We start from the raw sequence: 16,473 nt of genomic DNA on the forward strand, positions 1-16,473 counted from the left end.
ATCGCCGGGGCTGTGAGGCCCCTGACCGACGCGGTGTCGTCGTAGGCGGGAGGGCCCGGTTCGCCCGAACCGGGCCCTCTTCGCGTTCGCGCCCCGGCGCGGGCTCAGCCGTCGTGTCCAGCGGCCGCCGCGACCGCCTCCTCGACGGTGGCGTTCCCGGCGACCAGCTCCAGGGTCAGCCCGGCGGTGCCCGGTTCGCGCAGCAGGGCGGCCAGGACGGCGGCGACGTCGGCCCGGTCCACCGCGCCGCGGTCGACGGAGGGGGCGAGCCGGACCAGGCCGGTGCCGGGGCCGTCGGTGAGCCGTCCGGGGCGCAGCACCGTCCAGTCCAGCGCGGTGCGGGCCCGGACGGCGTCGTCGGCGGCGCCCTTGGCCCGCAGGTAGGTCTCGAAGACCTCGTCGGCGGGGAAATGGGCCTCGGCGTCGGCGGCCATCGCCGAGACCATCAGGTACCGGCGGACCCCGGCGAGTTCGGCGGCGTCGGCGAGCAGCACGGCGGCGTCCCGGTCGACGGTGTTCTTGCGGGCGGCGCCGCTGCCCGGTCCGGCGCCGGCGGCGAAGACCACCGCGTCGGCGCCGGTGAGCAGTGCGGCGAGCCGGGTGGCGGTGGCGGCCTCCAGGTCGAGCAGCAGCGGCTCGGCGCCGGCGTCGACGAGGTCCTGGGCCTGTTCGGGGCGGCGGATGATCCCGGCGGGGCGTTCGCCGCGGGCGGCGAGCAGCCGTTCCAGGTGGAGCGCGATCTGTCCGTGGCCCCCGGCGATGACGGTACGCATGGTCCGACGGTAGTCCGAAGGGTCGGAAGTCGTCCTGGGGAGTGCCGCGAACAGGACACAATGGGCGCATGACTTCGCTCGCCCACCCGCAGCTGCGTTTCACGCCCACCGTGGCGGACCCCTCCGGCCCCCGGGAGCTGGTGATCCTGGGTTCCACCGGGTCGATCGGTACCCAGGCCATCGACGTGGTGCTCCGCAACCCGGACCGTTTCCGGGTGGTCGCCCTGTCGGCGGCGGGCGGTCGGGTGGAGCTGCTGGCCGAGCAGGCGGTGCGGCTGGGCGTGCACACCGTGGCGGTGGCCGATCCGGCGGCCGTTCCGGCGCTGCGCGAGGCGCTGGCCGCGAAGGCGGCGGGCGGTGCGCTGCCGACCGTGCTGGCGGGCCCGGACGCGGCGACCGAGCTGGCCGCCCTGGAGTGCCACTCGGTGCTGAACGGCATCACGGGGTCGATCGGCCTGCGGCCGACGCTGGCCGCGCTGAAGGCGGGCCGGGTGCTGGTGCTGGCCAACAAGGAGTCGCTGATCGTCGGCGGTCCGCTGGTGAAGGCGGTGGCGAAGCCGGGCCAGATCGTGCCGGTGGACTCCGAGCACGCGGCGCTGTTCCAGGCGCTGGCCGGCGGTACCCGGGCCGAGGTGCGCAAGCTGGTGGTCACCGCGAGCGGCGGCCCGTTCCGCAACCGCACCCGTGAGCAGCTGGCCGGGGTGACCCCGCAGGACGCGCTGGCGCACCCGACCTGGGCGATGGGCCCGGTCGTCACGATCAACTCGGCCACCCTGGTGAACAAGGGCCTGGAGGTGATCGAGGCGCACCTGCTGTACGACGTGCCGTTCGACCGGATCGAGGTCGTGGTCCACCCGCAGTCGGTGGTGCATTCGATGGTGGAGTTCACCGACGGTTCGACCCTGGCGCAGGCCAGCCCGCCGGACATGCGGATGCCGATCGCGCTGGGCCTGGGCTGGCCGGACCGGGTGCCGGACGCGGCCCCCGCCTGCGACTGGACCAGGGCCGCCACCTGGGAGTTCTTCCCGCTGGACGACGAGGCCTTCCCGGCGGTCGAGCTGGCCCGTGAGGTGGGCACCCTGGGCGGTACCAACCCGGCGGTGTTCAACGCGGCCAACGAGGAGTGTGTGGAGGCGTTCCTGAAGGGCCGCCTCGCTTTCACCGGAATCGTGGACACTGTTGCCAAGGTCGTGGCCGAGCACGGTCAGCGGGACGGCGCTCCGGCGGCGGGAACTTCCCTGACGGTCGAGGACGTCCTGCACGCGGAGGACTGGGCGCGCGCCCGGGCCCGCGAGCTGGCGGCCGGCTGACGGTCGACCGACGACCCCGATTGCGGTAGGACGAGACGATGAGCGGAGCGGCATGACGGAGGACCAGCGGTGGCAACGGTTTTGACGGTGGTCGGCATCCTGGTCTTCGTCATCGGGCTGCTCGTCTCGATCGCCTGGCACGAACTCGGCCACCTCTCCACGGCCAAGCTGTTCGGCATCCGGGTGCCCCAGTACATGGTCGGCTTCGGCCCGACCCTCTGGTCGCGCCGGAAGGGCGAGACCGAGTACGGCATCAAGGCGATCCCGTTCGGCGGGTACATCCGGATGATCGGGATGTTCCCGCCGGGCGAGGACGGCCGGATCACCAAGCGCAGCAGTTCGCCCTGGCGCACCATGATCGAGGACGCCCGCGAGGCCTCCTACGAGGAGCTCCAGGAGGGTGACGAGAGCCGGCTCTTCTACACCCGCAAGCCGTGGAAGCGCATGATCGTGATGTTCGCCGGGCCGTTCATGAACCTGGTCCTGGCGTTCGGGCTCTTCCTGACCGTCATGATGGGCTTCGGCGTCTCGATGACGGTGCCGACCATCGGCTCGGTCGCCCAGTGCGTGGTCAAGGCCGGCCAGCCCACCGACACCTGCCCCGCCGACGCGCCCAAGACCCCGGCCAACGAGGTGGGGCTGCGCCAGGGCGACAAGGTGCTCTCCTTCGACGGCGACCGGATCCGCGACTACGACCAGCTCCAGGCGGACATCCGGAAGTCGGCCGGCAAGCAGGTGGCGATCGTCGTGGAGCGCGGTGGCGAGCGGCTCACCTTCACGCCCACCATCGCTGTCAACGACGTGCAGAAGTACGACGGCAAGGGCGTGCCGCTGAAGGGCCAGACCGTGCAGGCCGGGTTCCTCGGGTTCACCCCGAAGAGCGAAACCGTCCAGCTCGGCTTCGGGCAGTCGGTGGACCGGATGTACGACATGGCCGAGAACGGGGTGAAGTCGCTGGCCGCCCTGCCGGGCAAGATCCCCGGGCTGTGGAACGCCGTCGTCGGCGACGCCCCGCGCGACCCGGACTCCCCGGTCGGCATGGTCGGCGCGGCCCGGGTCAGCGGCGAGGTCTTCTCGCTCGACCTGCCCGCCACCCAGCGGATCGCGTTCTTCGTGAACCTGCTGGCCGGCATCAACCTGTCGCTCTTCCTCTTCAACATGCTGCCGCTGCTCCCGCTGGACGGCGGGCACATCGCCGGCGCGGCCTGGGAGGCGGTCCGGCGCCGCTTCGCACAGCTGTTCAGGCGGCCCGACCCGGGCCCGTTCGACGTCGCCAGGCTGATGCCGGTGGCGTACGTGGTGGCCAGCATCTTCATCGGCTTCACGCTCCTGGTGATGGTCGCCGACCTGGTGAACCCGGTGAAGATCAGTTAGGGCGTTCGGGTACCACGGGTGTGCTGGGCGCCGTTGCGGTGCCGTACCGTGGAGGCCGGGTGCGCGATCGTCAGCGCGCCCGGCCTCGGCCGTGTCACGGCCGGGCGGTCGACCACACCTCAACCCCGGGGAACCCTGCGCACATGACCGCGATCTCGCTCGGTATTCCGTCCCTGCCGCTCAAGCCGCTGGCCAAGCGCCGCTACTCCCGGCAGATCATGGTCGGCAACGTGCCGGTCGGCGGCGACGCCCCGGTCTCGGTGCAGTCGATGACCACCACGGTCACCTCCGACATCAACGCCACGCTGCAGCAGATCGCCCAGCTCACCGCGTCCGGCTGCCAGATCGTCCGGGTCGCCGTCCCCACGCAGGACGACGCCGACGCGCTGCCGATCATCGCCAAGAAGTCGCAGATCCCGGTCATCGCGGACATCCACTTCCAGCCCAAGTACGTCTTCGCCGCGATCGACGCCGGCTGCGCCGCGGTGCGCGTGAACCCGGGCAACATCAAGCAGTTCGACGACAAGGTCGGCGAGATCGCCAAGGCCGCCAAGGACGCGGGCGTGCCGATCCGGATCGGCGTCAACGCCGGTTCGCTGGACAAGCGCCTGCTGGAGAAGTACGGCCGGGCCACCCCGGAGGCGCTGGTCGAGTCGGCGCTGTGGGAGTGCTCGCTGTTCGAGGAGCACGACTTCCGCGACATCAAGATCTCGGTCAAGCACAACGACCCGGTCGTGATGATCAACGCCTACCGCCAGCTCGCCGCCGCGTGCGACTACCCGCTGCACCTCGGCGTGACCGAGGCCGGGCCGGCCTTCCAGGGCACCATCAAGTCGGCGGTCGCCTTCGGCGCGCTGCTGGCCGAGGGCATCGGCGACACCATCCGGGTCTCGCTCTCCGCCCCGCCGGCCGAGGAGATCAAGGTCGGCAACCAGATCCTGGAGTCGCTCGGGCTGCGCGAGCGCGGCCTGGAGATCGTCTCCTGCCCGTCCTGCGGGCGCGCCCAGGTGGACGTCTACAAGCTCGCGGAGGAGGTCACCGCCGGGCTGGAGGGCATGGAGGTGCCGCTGCGGGTGGCCGTCATGGGCTGCGTCGTGAACGGCCCGGGCGAGGCCCGCGAGGCCGACCTCGGGGTCGCCTCCGGCAACGGCAAGGGCCAGATCTTCGTCAAGGGCGAGGTCATCAAGACCGTTCCGGAGTCGAAGATCGTCGAGACCCTGATCGAGGAGGCCCTCAAGCTCGCCGAGCAGATGCAGGCGGCGGGTGTCGAGGCGGGGGCGCCGACCGTGGTCGCCGGGGAGTGAGGGGCCGCGGGGGGAGCGGCCCCCGCGCAGCGTGTTTCCGACAGCCGTAGGTTGTCCTGACCGTGCGGGAGCGTCCGCGCGGTGTTTTCCGGAAGCGGGGCCGTCCGTTCGCGGACGGCCCCGCGGCCGTAGCCGGGTGGGGCCACGGAGTAGGGTGCGGCCAGAGTCGTCTCAGTGAGGTGCTGTCCCGATGCTCGATCGCGGTGTGATGCTCCCGAGCTCCTTCCAGGCCGCCCGGGCCCTGGCCACCACCCGCGTGCTGGAGCCGCCGGACCTGCCGGAGGCCCTGGAGATCCTCCACCGCGACCCGGTGGCCAACGCCTTCGTCGCGACCAGGGTCGAGGCCGTCGGGCTGGACCCGTGGCGGCTCGGCGGGGAGATGTGGGGCTGGTACGACGGGGACGGCGTGCTGGGCGCGCTCTGCTACGCCGGGGCGAACCTGGTCCTGGTCGACGCCGGGCCGGAAGCGGTCGCGGCGTTCGCGGAACGGGCCCGCCGCCAGGGGCGGCGCTGCTCCTCGATCGTCGGGCCGGCGGCGGCCACGGCGGCCTTCTGGGCACTGCTGGAGCGCAGTTGGGGCCCGCCCCGGGACGTACGGGCGCACCAGCCGCTGATGGCGACCTCGGTGCCGTCGGCGGAGATCGCGCCGGATCCGCTGGTGCGGAGGGTGCGGCGCAACGAGGTCGAGACCCTGATGCCGGCCTGCGTGGCGATGTTCACCGAGGAGGTGGGGGTGTCGCCGCTGGCGGGGGACGGAGGGCTCCTCTACCAGGCCCGGGTGGCCGAACTCGTGTCCACCGGACGGTCGTTCGCGCGGTTCGGCGAGGACGGGCAGGTCGTCTTCAAGGCGGAGATCGGGGCGGTGACGGAGGGGGCCTGCCAGATCCAGGGGGTCTGGGTCGCTCCGGAGCACCGGGGGCGGGGGCTCTCCGAGACGGGGATGGCGGCGGTCCTGGAGGTCGCGTTGCGGGAGGTGGCGCCGGTGGTGTCGCTGTACGTCAACGACTTCAACCTGCGGGCCCGGGCCGCGTACCGGCGGGTGGGGTTCCAGGAGGTCGGGGCGTTCATGAGCGTGCTGTTCTGAGCGGCCCGTTCGGGCCGCGCGGGGCGCTGTTGGGATCTTCGGCCGCGCCGCGGGGCCGCTGGTAGTAACGTCCGGAGCATGGATCAGCTGACCGGGGTGACGATCGGGGCCATCGACCTCGCGGACTGGGCGCCACAGGCGCTGGAGGTCCAGGCGGTGGCGTTCGGGCTGACGCCCGAGGAGGTCGCGGTACGGCTGCACATCGTGGGGCGGCACGCCCAGCAGCCGGGGGTGATCGCGCTCGGGGCGATGAGCGGGGGGCGGCTGGTCGGGTTCGGGTACGGGATGCCCAACCAGCGGGAGCACTGGTGGAGCACGGTGATCGAGCCCTACCTGGCCGCCCGCGGGTACGGGGACTGGCTGGACGGGGTCTTCGCCGTCACCGAACTGCACGTGCTGCCGGAGTTCCAGGGGCAGGGGGTCGGCTCGCGGATCATCCGGACGCTGTGCGAGGGGTCGGGGCTGGAGCGGAGCATCCTCTCGGCGATCGACGCGGAGACGCCGGCGCGGCGGCTCTACCGGGCGCTGGGGTACCGGGACCTGGCGCGGGCGGTGCGGTTCCCGGCGACGGACCGGCTGTACGCGGTGATGGGGGCGCCGTTGCCCCTGCGGGGGGCCGGGGGGTAACTGCCGTCGGGGCGGGGGGAGTTGGCGGGGCCGGTGGGTCAGAGGGTGTCGGCGAACTCGAGGTAGAGCTCGGCGTCCTCGCGGCGGTCCGCGGTGAGGGCGCGGAGCGCGAGGTCGACGGCGCGGAAGAGGGTCCAGCCGCGGAGGCGGTCCTGGTCGACCTCGAGGGCTTCGGAGAGCCGGCCCAGGCGGCGGCGGACGGCGGCGGGGGCGCCGGGGGAACCGAACAGGGTGTCGGCGCGGTCCAGCGCCAGCCGGGCCAGGTCGTAGGCGCGTTCGCCGGCCAGCGGGCGCGGGTCGACGGCCAGCCAGGGGGCGCGGTCGGCGGCCAGGACGTTGCCGTGGTGGAAGTCGCCGTGCAGGAGGAAGGACTCGTCGGCGGAGCCGGCCAGGTCCCGGGCGGTGTCCAGCGCCTCGGCGATCAGCGGCCGCGCCTCGGCGGCGACGGGGTGGGGGAGTTCCGCGAGACGGGCGGCGGCGTCGACCCGCTGGGAGAGCCCGGGGAACGGGTGGCCCTCGGGGAGCTCCGTCCAGAGGCGGTGCAGCAGGCTGGTGGCCTCCAGCATGGCCTTGGGCTCGGCGAGGGAGCGCAGCGGGATCCCGCCGTGGAGGCGTTCGAGCAGCAGGACGCCCTCGGCGGGGGCGGAGTCGAGCAGGAGGACGGCTCCGCGACCGGCCCAGTGGGCCAGGGCGGTGTGCTCGTGGACGGTCTCGGGGGTGGGGAAGCCGACCTTGAGGACGGCGGGGGAGAGGTCGTCGCGGTGGACGTACGCGACGAGGCTGAGGCTGCCGCCGGGGTCGAGGACCCGTTCCAGGGTGAGGTTCCAGGCGGCCAGGTGGGCGGCGGTCCTGGCGGGGAGGGTGGCGAGCCAGGGGTGGGCGGCTTCGCCTTGGGTGGCGGTGACGCTGTGCGTCAGCCAGGTGGGGACGGTGATGGTGGGTTCGGCTCCCGACATGGGTCCATTGTGGGGGTTTGGGGTGGGGGTTGGGCTCTCGGGAGGGTGGGTGGCGGGGGTGGCTCCGGGGGTGGCCGCTCCGGGGGCTGGATGATTTTCAGACTGCCAACCCTGGAGGTGGGGCGTTCAGACCGTTGGCAGTCTGAAAATCACCCGTCACGCCCCTCTCCGCGGCCACCCCCTACGCCACCCCCGCCCGCGGCGCGTCCCTCTCGCCAGAGGGGAGGGGCGGGTGGGTGGGGGTGGGGGAGGTGGCCCTGGTGCGGGAGGTGGGGGCTGAGGGGGGTGGGGGTGTTGCGGGCGCGCGGGCTTTCGCCCGGCGCGCCCGCTGAAGGGGGTGTCAGGTGGGGATGCCCGGGAGGGTGGGGGCGGGGGCGCCCCAGGTGTGGGCGCGGAGGGTGGCTTCGCGGAGGGCGGTGGCGGCGAAGGGGCGGTAGGGGGTGGGGAGGGTGAGGAGCAGGTCGGCGTAGGTGGTGGTCAGGCGGGTTTCCAGGTGGACGGCGAGTTTGGCGGCGTCGGTGGGGGAGGTGACGGGGAAGGGGAGCTGGTAGCCGGCGGCGGCGGGGGTGGGGGCGGCGGTGACGGAGGTGAGGAGGCGTTGCCAGGCGTCGCGTTGGGCCTGGTGGGCGGCGTGGGTGGTGCGGGCGGCGGTGCGCTGGGGGTCGTCGGGGAGGTGGGCGCCGACCACGCCGTAGCCGTAGACGGCGGCGTGTTCGGCGCTGAGGGCGGCTTGGAGGGCGGGGACGGCGGCGTTGGCGTCGGCGGCGCGTTCGGTGGTGGTGCTGCTGGCGGTGGTGGTGCCGTCGGGGGTTTTGACGGGGGTCTGGTCGCCGAGGGCCGCGGCGTGCAGGGCGTTGCCGGCGGAGACGGAGGCGAGCAGGCGGGCGAGGGGCGGGCTGACCTCGTCGAGGCCCTGGAGGTGGGACTCGGCGGTCCGGTGCTCGATGAGGGCCAGCTCGGGGAGGGTGGGGAGGGCGCGGGACGGGGTGCCGGTGGGGGAGGGGCTCGCGCTCGGCAGGCCCTGGGCGAGGGCGGCGCGGTGCCGGGCGGTGTCGTCGCGCAGCGGTTGGAGCAGGGCGGTCTGGGCGCCCGGGGCGGTGAGCAGGCTGTCGTAGGCGCCGAGCAGGAGGTCGGTGTCGGCGATCGCGCGCAGGCGGGCCGGGGTGTCGAGGTCGCGGGGTGGGGTGGGGCCGGCCGGGTGGGCGCCGTGGGGGTCGGCGGTGCAGGCGGTGAGGGTGGTGAGCAGTCCGAGGGCCAGGAAGGTCCGTCGGCTGGGCGGCTGCATCGGGATCACTCCGGGCGGGTACGGGAGGACGGCCTCCCCGCCTGCCCTCGTTGGCGTGAATGATTACAGAATCCCCACGTTCCCGGGTGCGGTTCGGGGATGCCGTGCCGGGTGTGAGCTTGCTCGCAGTGGGTGGCGTGGGCGTGGTCGGCGGAGGTCCGGAATCGGTGGTTGGGGGCTTGACCGGATAGGCTTTGGGCCGAGCTGCCGTGACCCGGTGTGGCACACCGGGGGCGCGGGGCGACCTTCTGACAACAGCAGACGCGGCCGAGGAGTCCACCCGGATGAGCACCACCCACACCGACCGGCTGCGAGCGTTGCTGGAGCCGCTGGCCGAGCAGGCCGGACTGGATCTGGAGGACGTCAGGGTCACCCGGGCGGGCAGCCGTCGGCAGGTGCAGATCGACGTCGACACCGACGGCGGCGTGGACATGGACGCCATCGCCGAGTTCAGCCGGGTGGTCGGTGAGGCCCTGGACGAGTCGGACCTGATGGGGGACGACGCGTACCTGCTGGAGGTCGGCTCGCCGGGTGCGGAGCGTCCGCTGGTCCTGCCCCGGCACTGGCAGCGCGCCGAGGGTCGGCTGGCCAAGATCCACCTGGAGGACGGCGGGGAGATCGTCGCCCGGGTGCTGGAGGCCGACGAGGACGGCGCACTGGTCGAGGTGCAGCCGGTGAAGGGACGCGGCCGTCCGAAGGAGCGCCGTCTGGCGTACGCGGAGGTGGCCCGGGCGCGCGTCCAGGTCGAGTTCAACCGCAAGGACGACGAGCTCCTGGACGAGGCCGCGGACTTCGACGAGGGGGAGGACGGCGCCGAGTGAACCCCCGGTGCCGTACGACCATGACGAACGTGACGAAAGACGAGGAGGCGTAGCCGTGGACATCGACATGAGTGCCCTGCGCACGCTGGTCAACGAGAAGAACATCCCCTTCGACCTGCTGGTCGAGTCCATCGAGTCCGCCCTCCTCACCGCGTACCACCGCACCGAGGGCTCGCGCCGGCGGGCCCGGGTGAACCTGGACCGCAAGAGCGGCCACGTCACCGTGTGGGCGATGGAGGACCCGGCGGAGCTGGACGAGGGCGTCGAGCCGAAGGAGTTCGACGACACCCCGAGCGGCTTCGGCCGGATCGCGTCCAGCATCGGCATCCAGGTGATGATGCAGCGTCTGCGCGACGCCGCGGACGACCAGACCTTCGGTGAGTACGCGGGCAAGGAGGGCGACATCGTCACCGGTGTCGTCCAGCAGGGCAACGACCCGAAGAACGTGCTGGTCGACATCGGCAAGCTGGAGGCCATCCTGCCGCCGCAGGAGCAGGTCCCGGGCGAGGACTACCGGCACGGCACCCGCCTGAAGTGCTACGTGGTGGCCGTGCGCCGCGGCGTGCGCGGGGCCTCGGTGACGCTGTCGCGCACCCACCCCAGCCTGGTGAAGAAGCTGTTCGCGCTGGAGGTCCCGGAGATCGCGGACGGCAGCGTGGAGATCGCGGCGATCGCCCGTGAGGCCGGCCACCGGACCAAGATCGCGGTCTGGTCGCGCCGCCAGGGCCTGAACGCCAAGGGCGCCTGCATCGGCCCGATGGGCTCCCGGGTGCGCGCCGTGATGGGCGAGCTGCACGGCGAGAAGATCGACATCGTCGACTGGTCCGAGGACCCCCGGGAGATGGTGGCCGCCGCCCTGTCGCCCGCACGGGTGACCAGCGTGGAGATCGTGGACGCCGCCCAGCGTTCCGCCCGGGTGATCGTGCCGGACTACCAGCTGTCGCTGGCGATCGGCAAGGAGGGGCAGAACGCCCGCCTGGCCGCGCGCCTGACCGGGTGGCGGATCGACATCCGGCCGGACACCGAGGTCCCCGCCGAGGAATCGCAGGCCCGGTAATCATCGTTGTCGTGTGCGCCCCTGCCGGTCCTCCGGGATCGGCGGGGCGGCGCCATGTCGCTTCGGAGGGGTAGACTTGCCTTCGTCTGGCCGGACGCATGTCCGAGCACGCCCGGAACGCACCTGCGTGGGCTGCCGCAAGCGAGCGGCCAAGCACCAGCTGTTGCGTGTCACGGCGGTCGAGGGCGAGTGCGTCCCTGATCCCCGCGGCGCACTCCCGGGCCGGGGAGCTCACCTGCACCCCGATCCGGCCTGCCTCGACCTCGCGGTCCGCCGTCGGGCGTTCCCCCGGGCCTTCCGGCTCCAGGGCGCGCTCGACACCGAGCGGCTCCGCGGGTTCATCGGGGAGCTGGTGGGCGGAGCCCCCTAGCCGGGCGGCCTCCCGCGACACTCGCCGCTCGCGCGGCGGAGAACCACCGCAACAAGCACAGCGCTCGGGCAGCCGCGCGCCGTGCCACCAGTCAGGTACCTCGCGATGTGGAAGTAGGTCGAGATTGCGATGAGCTCTCGATGAGTACGCGATGAGTACGCGATGGGTACGCCCATGAAGTAGCGACAGTCCGGCGGACGAGACCCCCGGACTCATAGACAGGAGTGAAGTGGCTAAGGTCCGGGTTTATGAACTCGCCAAGGAGCTTGGCTTGGAGAGCAAGGCCGTCATGGCCAAGCTCACCGAGCTCGGCGAGTTCGTCCGTTCGGCGTCCTCGACGATCGAGGCGCCGGTCGTACGCAAGTTGACTGACGCGCTTGGTGTGGCCCCCACCGGTGGTGGTTCCGCTGCCAAGCCGGGCCCGCGGAAGCCCGCGGCGCCCTCCCCCGCGGCCGGCTCGGGTGCCCCGAAGCCGGGCGCTCCGACCCCGGGTCCGCGCCCCAGCGCGACCCCTGGTCCCCGTCCGACCCCGGCTGCCGCCGCGCCTTCCGCGCCGGCCGCCGCCCCTGCGGCCCCCGCGGCCGGAGCGGGTGCCCCGAAGCCGGGCGCGCCGACTCCGGGCCCGCGCCCGGCCGCGCGTCCCGCCGCTCCGGCGGCTCCGGCCGCGCCCGCGGCCGAGTTCTCCTCGCCGGCTCCGGCCGAGGCCCCGCGTCCCGCCGCCCAGGCCCCGCGCCCGAGTGGTGGCCAGGCCTCCGGCGGTGCCCGTCCGGGCCCGCGTCCGGCCGGTCCGCGTCCGGGCAACAACCCGTTCACCTCGGGTAGCGCCACCGGCATGGGCCGCCCCGGCGACCGCCGTCAGGGTGGTCAGGGCGGTGCTCCGCGTCCGGGTGGTGCCCAGGGTGGCGACCGTCCGCGTCCGGGCGGCGACCGTCCGCGTCCCGCCGGTGCCCCGGGTGCCGGTGCGCCGCGTCCCGGTGGCGACCGTCCGCGTCCCGCCGGCGCTCCGGGTGCCGGTGCGCCGCGTCCCGGTGGCGCTCCGCGTCCGGGTGCCCCGGGTGCCGGTGCCCCCCGTCCGGGTGGCGCTCCGCGTCCCGACGGCATGCCGCGTCCGGCCGGTCCGCGCCCCGGCGCGCCGTCCCCGTCCGGCATGCCGCGCCCGAACCCGGGCATGATGCCGCAGCGTCCGGCCGGCCCGCGTCCGGGCCCCGGTGGCCGTGGTCCCGGTGGCCCCGGTGGCCGTCCGGGTGGTCCGGGCGGCGCCGGCGGTGCCCGTCCCGGCTTCCAGGGTCGTCCGGCCGGTCCGGGCTCGCGTCCGGCCGGTGGCGGCGGCTTCGGCGGTCCGCGTCCGGGTGGCGGCGCCCCCGGTGGTGGCGGCGGCTTCGGCCCCCGTCCCGGCGGCTTCGGCGGTCGTCCCGGTGGCCCGGGTGCCCGTGGTGGCACGCAGGGTGCCTTCGGTCGTGGCCCGGGCGGTCGCCCGGCTCGCGGTCGCAAGTCGAAGCGGGCGAAGCGCCAGGAGTACGAGGCCATGCAGGCCCCGTCCGTCGGCGGTGTGATGCTGCCTCGCGGCAACGGCCAGACCGTTCGCCTGTCGAGCGGCGCCTCGCTGATGGACTTCGCGGAGAAGATCAACGCCAACCCGGCCGCGCTCGTCTCCGTCATGTTCAACCTCGGTGAGATGGTCACCGCGACCCAGTCGGTCTCCGACGCCACGCTGCAGCTGCTGGCGGACGAGATGGGCTTCCAGCTGGAGATCGTCAGCCGGGACGACGAGGACCGCGAGCTGCTGGAGTCGTTCGACATCGACTTCGGTGCCAACGAGGGCGACGAGGACCAGCTGGCCCCGCGCCCGCCGGTCGTCACCGTCATGGGTCACGTCGACCACGGTAAGACCCGCCTGCTGGACGCGATCCGCAAGTCCAACGTGGTGGCCGGCGAGGCCGGTGGCATCACCCAGCACATCGGTGCCTACCAGGTGGCGACGATGGTGAACGGCGAAGAGCGCCCGATCACCTTCCTCGACACCCCGGGTCACGAGGCGTTCTCCGCCATGCGTGCCCGTGGTGCCAAGTCCACCGACATCGCGATCCTGGTGGTCGCGGCCAACGACGGTGTCATGCCGCAGACGGTCGAGGCGCTGAACCACGCCAAGGCCGCGGGTGTGCCGATCGTGGTCGCCGTCAACAAGATCGACGTCGAGGGCGCCGACCCGACCAAGGTCCGCGGTCAGCTGACCGAGTTCGGTCTGGTGGCCGAGGAGTACGGCGGCGACACCATGTTCGTCGACATCTCCGCGCGCCAGGGCCTGAACATCGACCAGCTGCTGGAGGCCGTGGTCCTGACCGCGGACGCCTCGCTGGACCTGCGGGCCAACCCCGAGCAGGACGCGCAGGGTATTGCGATCGAAGCCCACCTGGACAAGGGCCGCGGCGCCATGGCGACCGTCCTGGTCCAGCGCGGTACCCTCCGCGTCGGTGACTCGATCGTCGTGGGCGACGCCTACGGCCGCGTCCGCGCCATGCTGGACGAGAACGGCAACAACCTCGCCGAGGCGGGCCCGTCCCGTCCGGTGCTGCTGCTCGGTCTGACCTCGGTGCCCCGCGCCGGCGACAGCTTCATCGTCGTCGACGAGGACCGCACCGCCCGTCAGATCGCCGAGAAGCGCTCGGCCCGCGACCGCAACGCCGCCTTCGCGCAGCGTCGGGTCCGGGTGTCCCTGGAGGACCTGGACAAGGCCATCGCCGCCGGCTCCATCGAGCAGCTCAACCTCATCATCAAGGGTGACGTCTCCGGTTCGGTCGAGGCCCTCGAGGACGCCCTCGTCAAGCTGGACGTGGGCGAGGAGGTCGAGCTCCGGGTCCTGCACCGCGGTGTGGGTGCCATCACCGAGTCCGACGTGGACCTGGCGATGGGCTCGGACGCCATCATCATCGGCTTCAACGTGCGGGCCGAAGGCCGTGCGCGCGCCGCGGCCGACAAGGAAGGCGTGGACGTCCGGTACTACTCGGTCATCTACCAGGCGATCGAGGAGATCGAGAACGCCCTCAAGGGCATGCTCAAGCCGGAGTACGAGGAGGTGCGCCTCGGCGCCGCGGAGATCCGCGAGGTCTTCCGCTCCTCCAAGTTCGGCAACATCGCCGGTGTCCTGGTCCGCGACGGCATCATCCGCCGCAACGCCAAGGCCCGCCTCATCCGCGACGGCAAGGTCGTGGCGGAGAGCCTCACCATCGAGGGTCTGCGCCGCTTCAAGGACGACGCGACCGAGGTCCGCGAGGGCTTCGAGGCCGGTGTCACCCTGGGGTCGTTCAACGACATCAAGGTCGAGGACATCATCGAGACCTACGAGATGCGCGAGAAGCCGCGCGCCTAGTCGGTGTCAGCCGGGGCCGGTCGACGGGTGGTATTTCCGTCGACCGGCCCCGGTCTCGCTGTGTAGGGTCCGGGGTAGTCACACAGTGGCGCCAGCCCGTTTCCGGGCTGCTCCCCGAGGCCTTCCAGGTCGGCGAGACCTGTCATACATGTTCGTGGGAACACTCACCTTCGACCTGCTGCTGGGCGACGTCCACTCGCTCAAGGAGAAGCGTTCGATCGTGCGGCCCATCGTGGCCGAACTGCAGCGCAAGTACAGCGTGTGCGCTGCCGAGACCGGGAACCAGGACCTGCACCGCCGGGCCGAGATCGGCCTCGCGGTGGTCTCCGGCGAAGCCGGGTACGTCACCGAGGTCCTGGACAGCTGTGAGCGGTTGGTCGCCGGCCGCCCCGAGGTACAGCTCCTCTCCGCGAGGAGGCGGTACCACAACGACGACGACGAATGAGGACCGTGGAGCCGGCCGACGGAAGTCGCCGTTCTCACACGGATCAGGACCGAGAGCGCCCGCAAGGCCGGGCGCGGGCCGGTACTTTGGGGCGTGGGCCCCGACGGGTGCGCAGTTCTCCCGGGTACCGGGCCCATTGCACGAGGAGGCAACGTGACCGACACCGCTAGGGCGCGCAAGCTCGCCGACCGCATCCAGGTGGTCGTCGCCCAGACCCTGGAGCGGCGGATCAAGGACCCCCGACTGGGGTTCGTGACCATCACCGACACCCGGGTGACCGGGGACCTGCGCGAGGCCACCGTCTTCTACACCGTCTTCGGTGACGAGACCGAGCGCGAGGCCACCGCGGCCGCGCTGGAGAGCGCCAAGGGCGTGATCCGCTCCGAGGTCGGCAAGATCGGGGTGCGCTTCACCCCGACGCTGACCTTCGTCGCGGACGCGCTGCCGGACAACGCCCGGAACATCGACGACCTGCTCGACCGGGCCCGCAACTCGGACGCCGCCGTGCGCACCCGGGCCGCGGGGGCGAGCTACGCCGGCGAGGCGGACCCGTACCGGGTTCCGGCGGCCGAGCGTGACGACGAGGACGAGTAGTCATGGCGGGTGAGCCGGCGCAGGCCGCCTCGCGAGCCGGATCGACCACGGGGGCGTCCTCCACCAGCACGGTGGAGGACGCCCCCGTGGCGCTTCCGGGCCCGCGCGCCGAGGAGAGCGGGTTCGAGCTGCTCTGGCAGCAGGTGGTGGCGGAGATCGGGCGGGCCCGTTCGATCGACCTGATCTGCCACATCTGCCCGGACGGCGACGCGCTGGGCTCCTCGCTGGCGGCGGCGCTGGCGCTGCGGGCGCTCGGCAAGCAGGTGCGGGTCTCCTTCGGCGACGACCCGCAGGTCGTGCCCGAGTCGCTGGCCTTCCTGCCCGGCCAGGAGCTGATCGTGCCGGCCGTCGAGGTGCCGGACGTGCCGGAACTGGTGCTCTGCTTCGACGTGGCCGCGGAGAGCAGGCTCGGCCTGCTGCACGCCAAGGCCTTCGCCGCGCCCGTCCTGGTGGTGCTCGACCACCACGCCTCCAACCCGGGCTTCGGCACCCACCAGCTGATCGACCCGACCGCGCCGGCCACCGCCGTGCTGGTCGACGAACTGCTGCGCCGGCTCGGCGTGGAGCTGGACCAGGAGCTGGCCACCTGCCTCTACACCGGTGTCGCCACCGACACCGGTTCGTTCAAGTACCGGGCCACCACGCCCGCCACCCACGAGCTGGCCGCCCGGCTGCTGGCCACCGGCATCCGGCACGACCTGATCGCCCGGCAGCTGTGGGACACCTCCTCCTTCGGCTACCTCAAGGTGCTCGCGGGCGCGCTCGACCGGGCCGTCTACGAGCCGGAGGCGGCGGACGGGCTGGGCCTGGTGTGGACCTGGGTGCCGTACCAGGACCTCGCGCTGTTCAGCGTCACGGTCGAGGAGATCGAGGGGCTGATCGACATCCTGCGCCGCCCGGCCGAGGCCGAGGTGGCGCTGGTGCTCAAGCAGGACCCGGACGGCACGCTGCGCGGCTCCTCGCGTTCCAAGGGCGCGGTGGACGTCGCCGCGGCCTGTGCCGAACTGGGCGGCGGGGGGCACGTCTTCGCGGCCGGATTCAGCGTCCGGCAGGACGTGGCCGCGGTGGTCGAGCGGTTCCGGGGCGCCCTGCGACCGGTACGTTGA

15 protein-coding genes are annotated in these 16,473 nt (G+C 73.0%); 12 read left to right on the top strand and 3 right to left on the bottom strand.

Features of this window, described 5'->3' with window-relative positions; translation table 11 throughout:
- Positions 1-104: 104 nt before the first annotated feature.
- On the bottom strand, positions 105-773 hold the full coding sequence (locus ACFVXH_RS38955; protein WP_380782327.1) for an NAD(P)H-binding protein: 669 nt from the start codon (positions 771-773) through the stop codon (positions 105-107).
- 68 nt (positions 774-841) lie between these two features.
- Between ACFVXH_RS38955 and dxr the strand changes: the two genes are divergently transcribed.
- The 5 genes from dxr (at position 842) to ACFVXH_RS38980 (ending at position 6,472) form a co-directional block, all read left to right on the top strand.
- Positions 842-2,083 carry a 1-deoxy-D-xylulose-5-phosphate reductoisomerase gene (dxr, locus tag ACFVXH_RS38960; protein ID WP_049651298.1) on the top strand — a complete coding sequence of 414 codons (1,242 nt, stop codon included), beginning with the start codon at positions 842-844 and terminating at the stop codon, positions 2,081-2,083.
- A gap of 69 nt (positions 2,084-2,152) precedes the next feature.
- Positions 2,153-3,457, top strand: coding sequence for an RIP metalloprotease (locus ACFVXH_RS38965; RefSeq protein ID WP_049651297.1), 1,305 nt, complete (start codon positions 2,153-2,155; stop codon positions 3,455-3,457).
- 143 nt (positions 3,458-3,600) lie between these two features.
- Positions 3,601-4,761: a flavodoxin-dependent (E)-4-hydroxy-3-methylbut-2-enyl-diphosphate synthase gene (gene ispG / locus ACFVXH_RS38970; protein WP_049651296.1), complete on the top strand. Its 1,161-nt coding sequence runs from the start codon at positions 3,601-3,603 to the stop codon at positions 4,759-4,761.
- A 208-nt stretch (positions 4,762-4,969) separates the two neighbouring features.
- On the top strand, positions 4,970-5,845 hold the full coding sequence (locus ACFVXH_RS38975; protein ID WP_049651309.1) for a GNAT family N-acetyltransferase: 876 nt from the start codon (positions 4,970-4,972) through the stop codon (positions 5,843-5,845).
- A gap of 78 nt (positions 5,846-5,923) precedes the next feature.
- The gene (locus ACFVXH_RS38980; RefSeq protein ID WP_049651295.1) at positions 5,924-6,472 is read left to right on the top strand and encodes a GNAT family N-acetyltransferase; all 549 of its coding nucleotides are present in this window, start codon (positions 5,924-5,926) and stop codon (positions 6,470-6,472) included.
- Between the two features lie 38 nt (positions 6,473-6,510).
- Here ACFVXH_RS38980 and ACFVXH_RS38985 read toward each other — a convergent pair whose 3' ends face one another.
- Both ACFVXH_RS38985 and ACFVXH_RS38990 read right to left on the bottom strand, forming a co-directional pair.
- A complete protein-coding gene (locus tag ACFVXH_RS38985; RefSeq protein ID WP_387830920.1) occupies positions 6,511-7,428 on the bottom strand; it encodes an aminoglycoside phosphotransferase family protein in 918 nt (305 codons plus the stop codon).
- Positions 7,429-7,768: 340 nt separating this feature from the next.
- Entirely contained in the window at positions 7,769-8,713 is a 945-nt protein-coding gene (locus ACFVXH_RS38990; RefSeq protein ID WP_387830922.1) for a ferritin-like domain-containing protein, read from the bottom strand.
- 284 nt (positions 8,714-8,997) lie between these two features.
- Between ACFVXH_RS38990 and rimP the strand changes: the two genes are divergently transcribed.
- From rimP to ACFVXH_RS39025, 7 genes are all read left to right on the top strand, one after another.
- A complete protein-coding gene (gene rimP / locus ACFVXH_RS38995) occupies positions 8,998-9,534 on the top strand; it encodes a ribosome maturation factor RimP (protein ID WP_074006402.1) in 537 nt (178 codons plus the stop codon).
- 55 nt (positions 9,535-9,589) lie between these two features.
- A complete protein-coding gene (gene nusA, locus ACFVXH_RS39000) occupies positions 9,590-10,591 on the top strand; it encodes a transcription termination factor NusA (RefSeq protein WP_049659751.1) in 1,002 nt (333 codons plus the stop codon).
- Positions 10,592-10,667: 76 nt separating this feature from the next.
- Positions 10,668-10,961, top strand: a complete 294-nt coding sequence (locus ACFVXH_RS39005; protein WP_074006403.1) for a YlxR family protein — start codon at positions 10,668-10,670, stop codon at positions 10,959-10,961.
- A 229-nt stretch (positions 10,962-11,190) separates the two neighbouring features.
- Positions 11,191-14,328, top strand: a complete 3,138-nt coding sequence (gene infB, locus ACFVXH_RS39010) for a translation initiation factor IF-2 (protein ID WP_387830925.1) — start codon at positions 11,191-11,193, stop codon at positions 14,326-14,328.
- A gap of 148 nt (positions 14,329-14,476) precedes the next feature.
- Positions 14,477-14,773: a DUF503 domain-containing protein gene (locus tag ACFVXH_RS39015; protein ID WP_030289887.1), complete on the top strand. Its 297-nt coding sequence runs from the start codon at positions 14,477-14,479 to the stop codon at positions 14,771-14,773.
- A gap of 153 nt (positions 14,774-14,926) precedes the next feature.
- Positions 14,927-15,367, top strand: a complete 441-nt coding sequence (gene rbfA, locus ACFVXH_RS39020) for a 30S ribosome-binding factor RbfA (RefSeq protein WP_049658664.1) — start codon at positions 14,927-14,929, stop codon at positions 15,365-15,367.
- A gap of 2 nt (positions 15,368-15,369) precedes the next feature.
- On the top strand, positions 15,370-16,473 hold the full coding sequence (locus ACFVXH_RS39025) for a bifunctional oligoribonuclease/PAP phosphatase NrnA (RefSeq protein WP_387830928.1): 1,104 nt from the start codon (positions 15,370-15,372) through the stop codon (positions 16,471-16,473).

Origin of the sequence: Kitasatospora sp. NPDC058184, from assembly GCF_042883725.1 — a bacterium.
Classification (GTDB): Bacteria; Actinomycetota; Actinomycetes; order Streptomycetales; family Streptomycetaceae; genus Kitasatospora.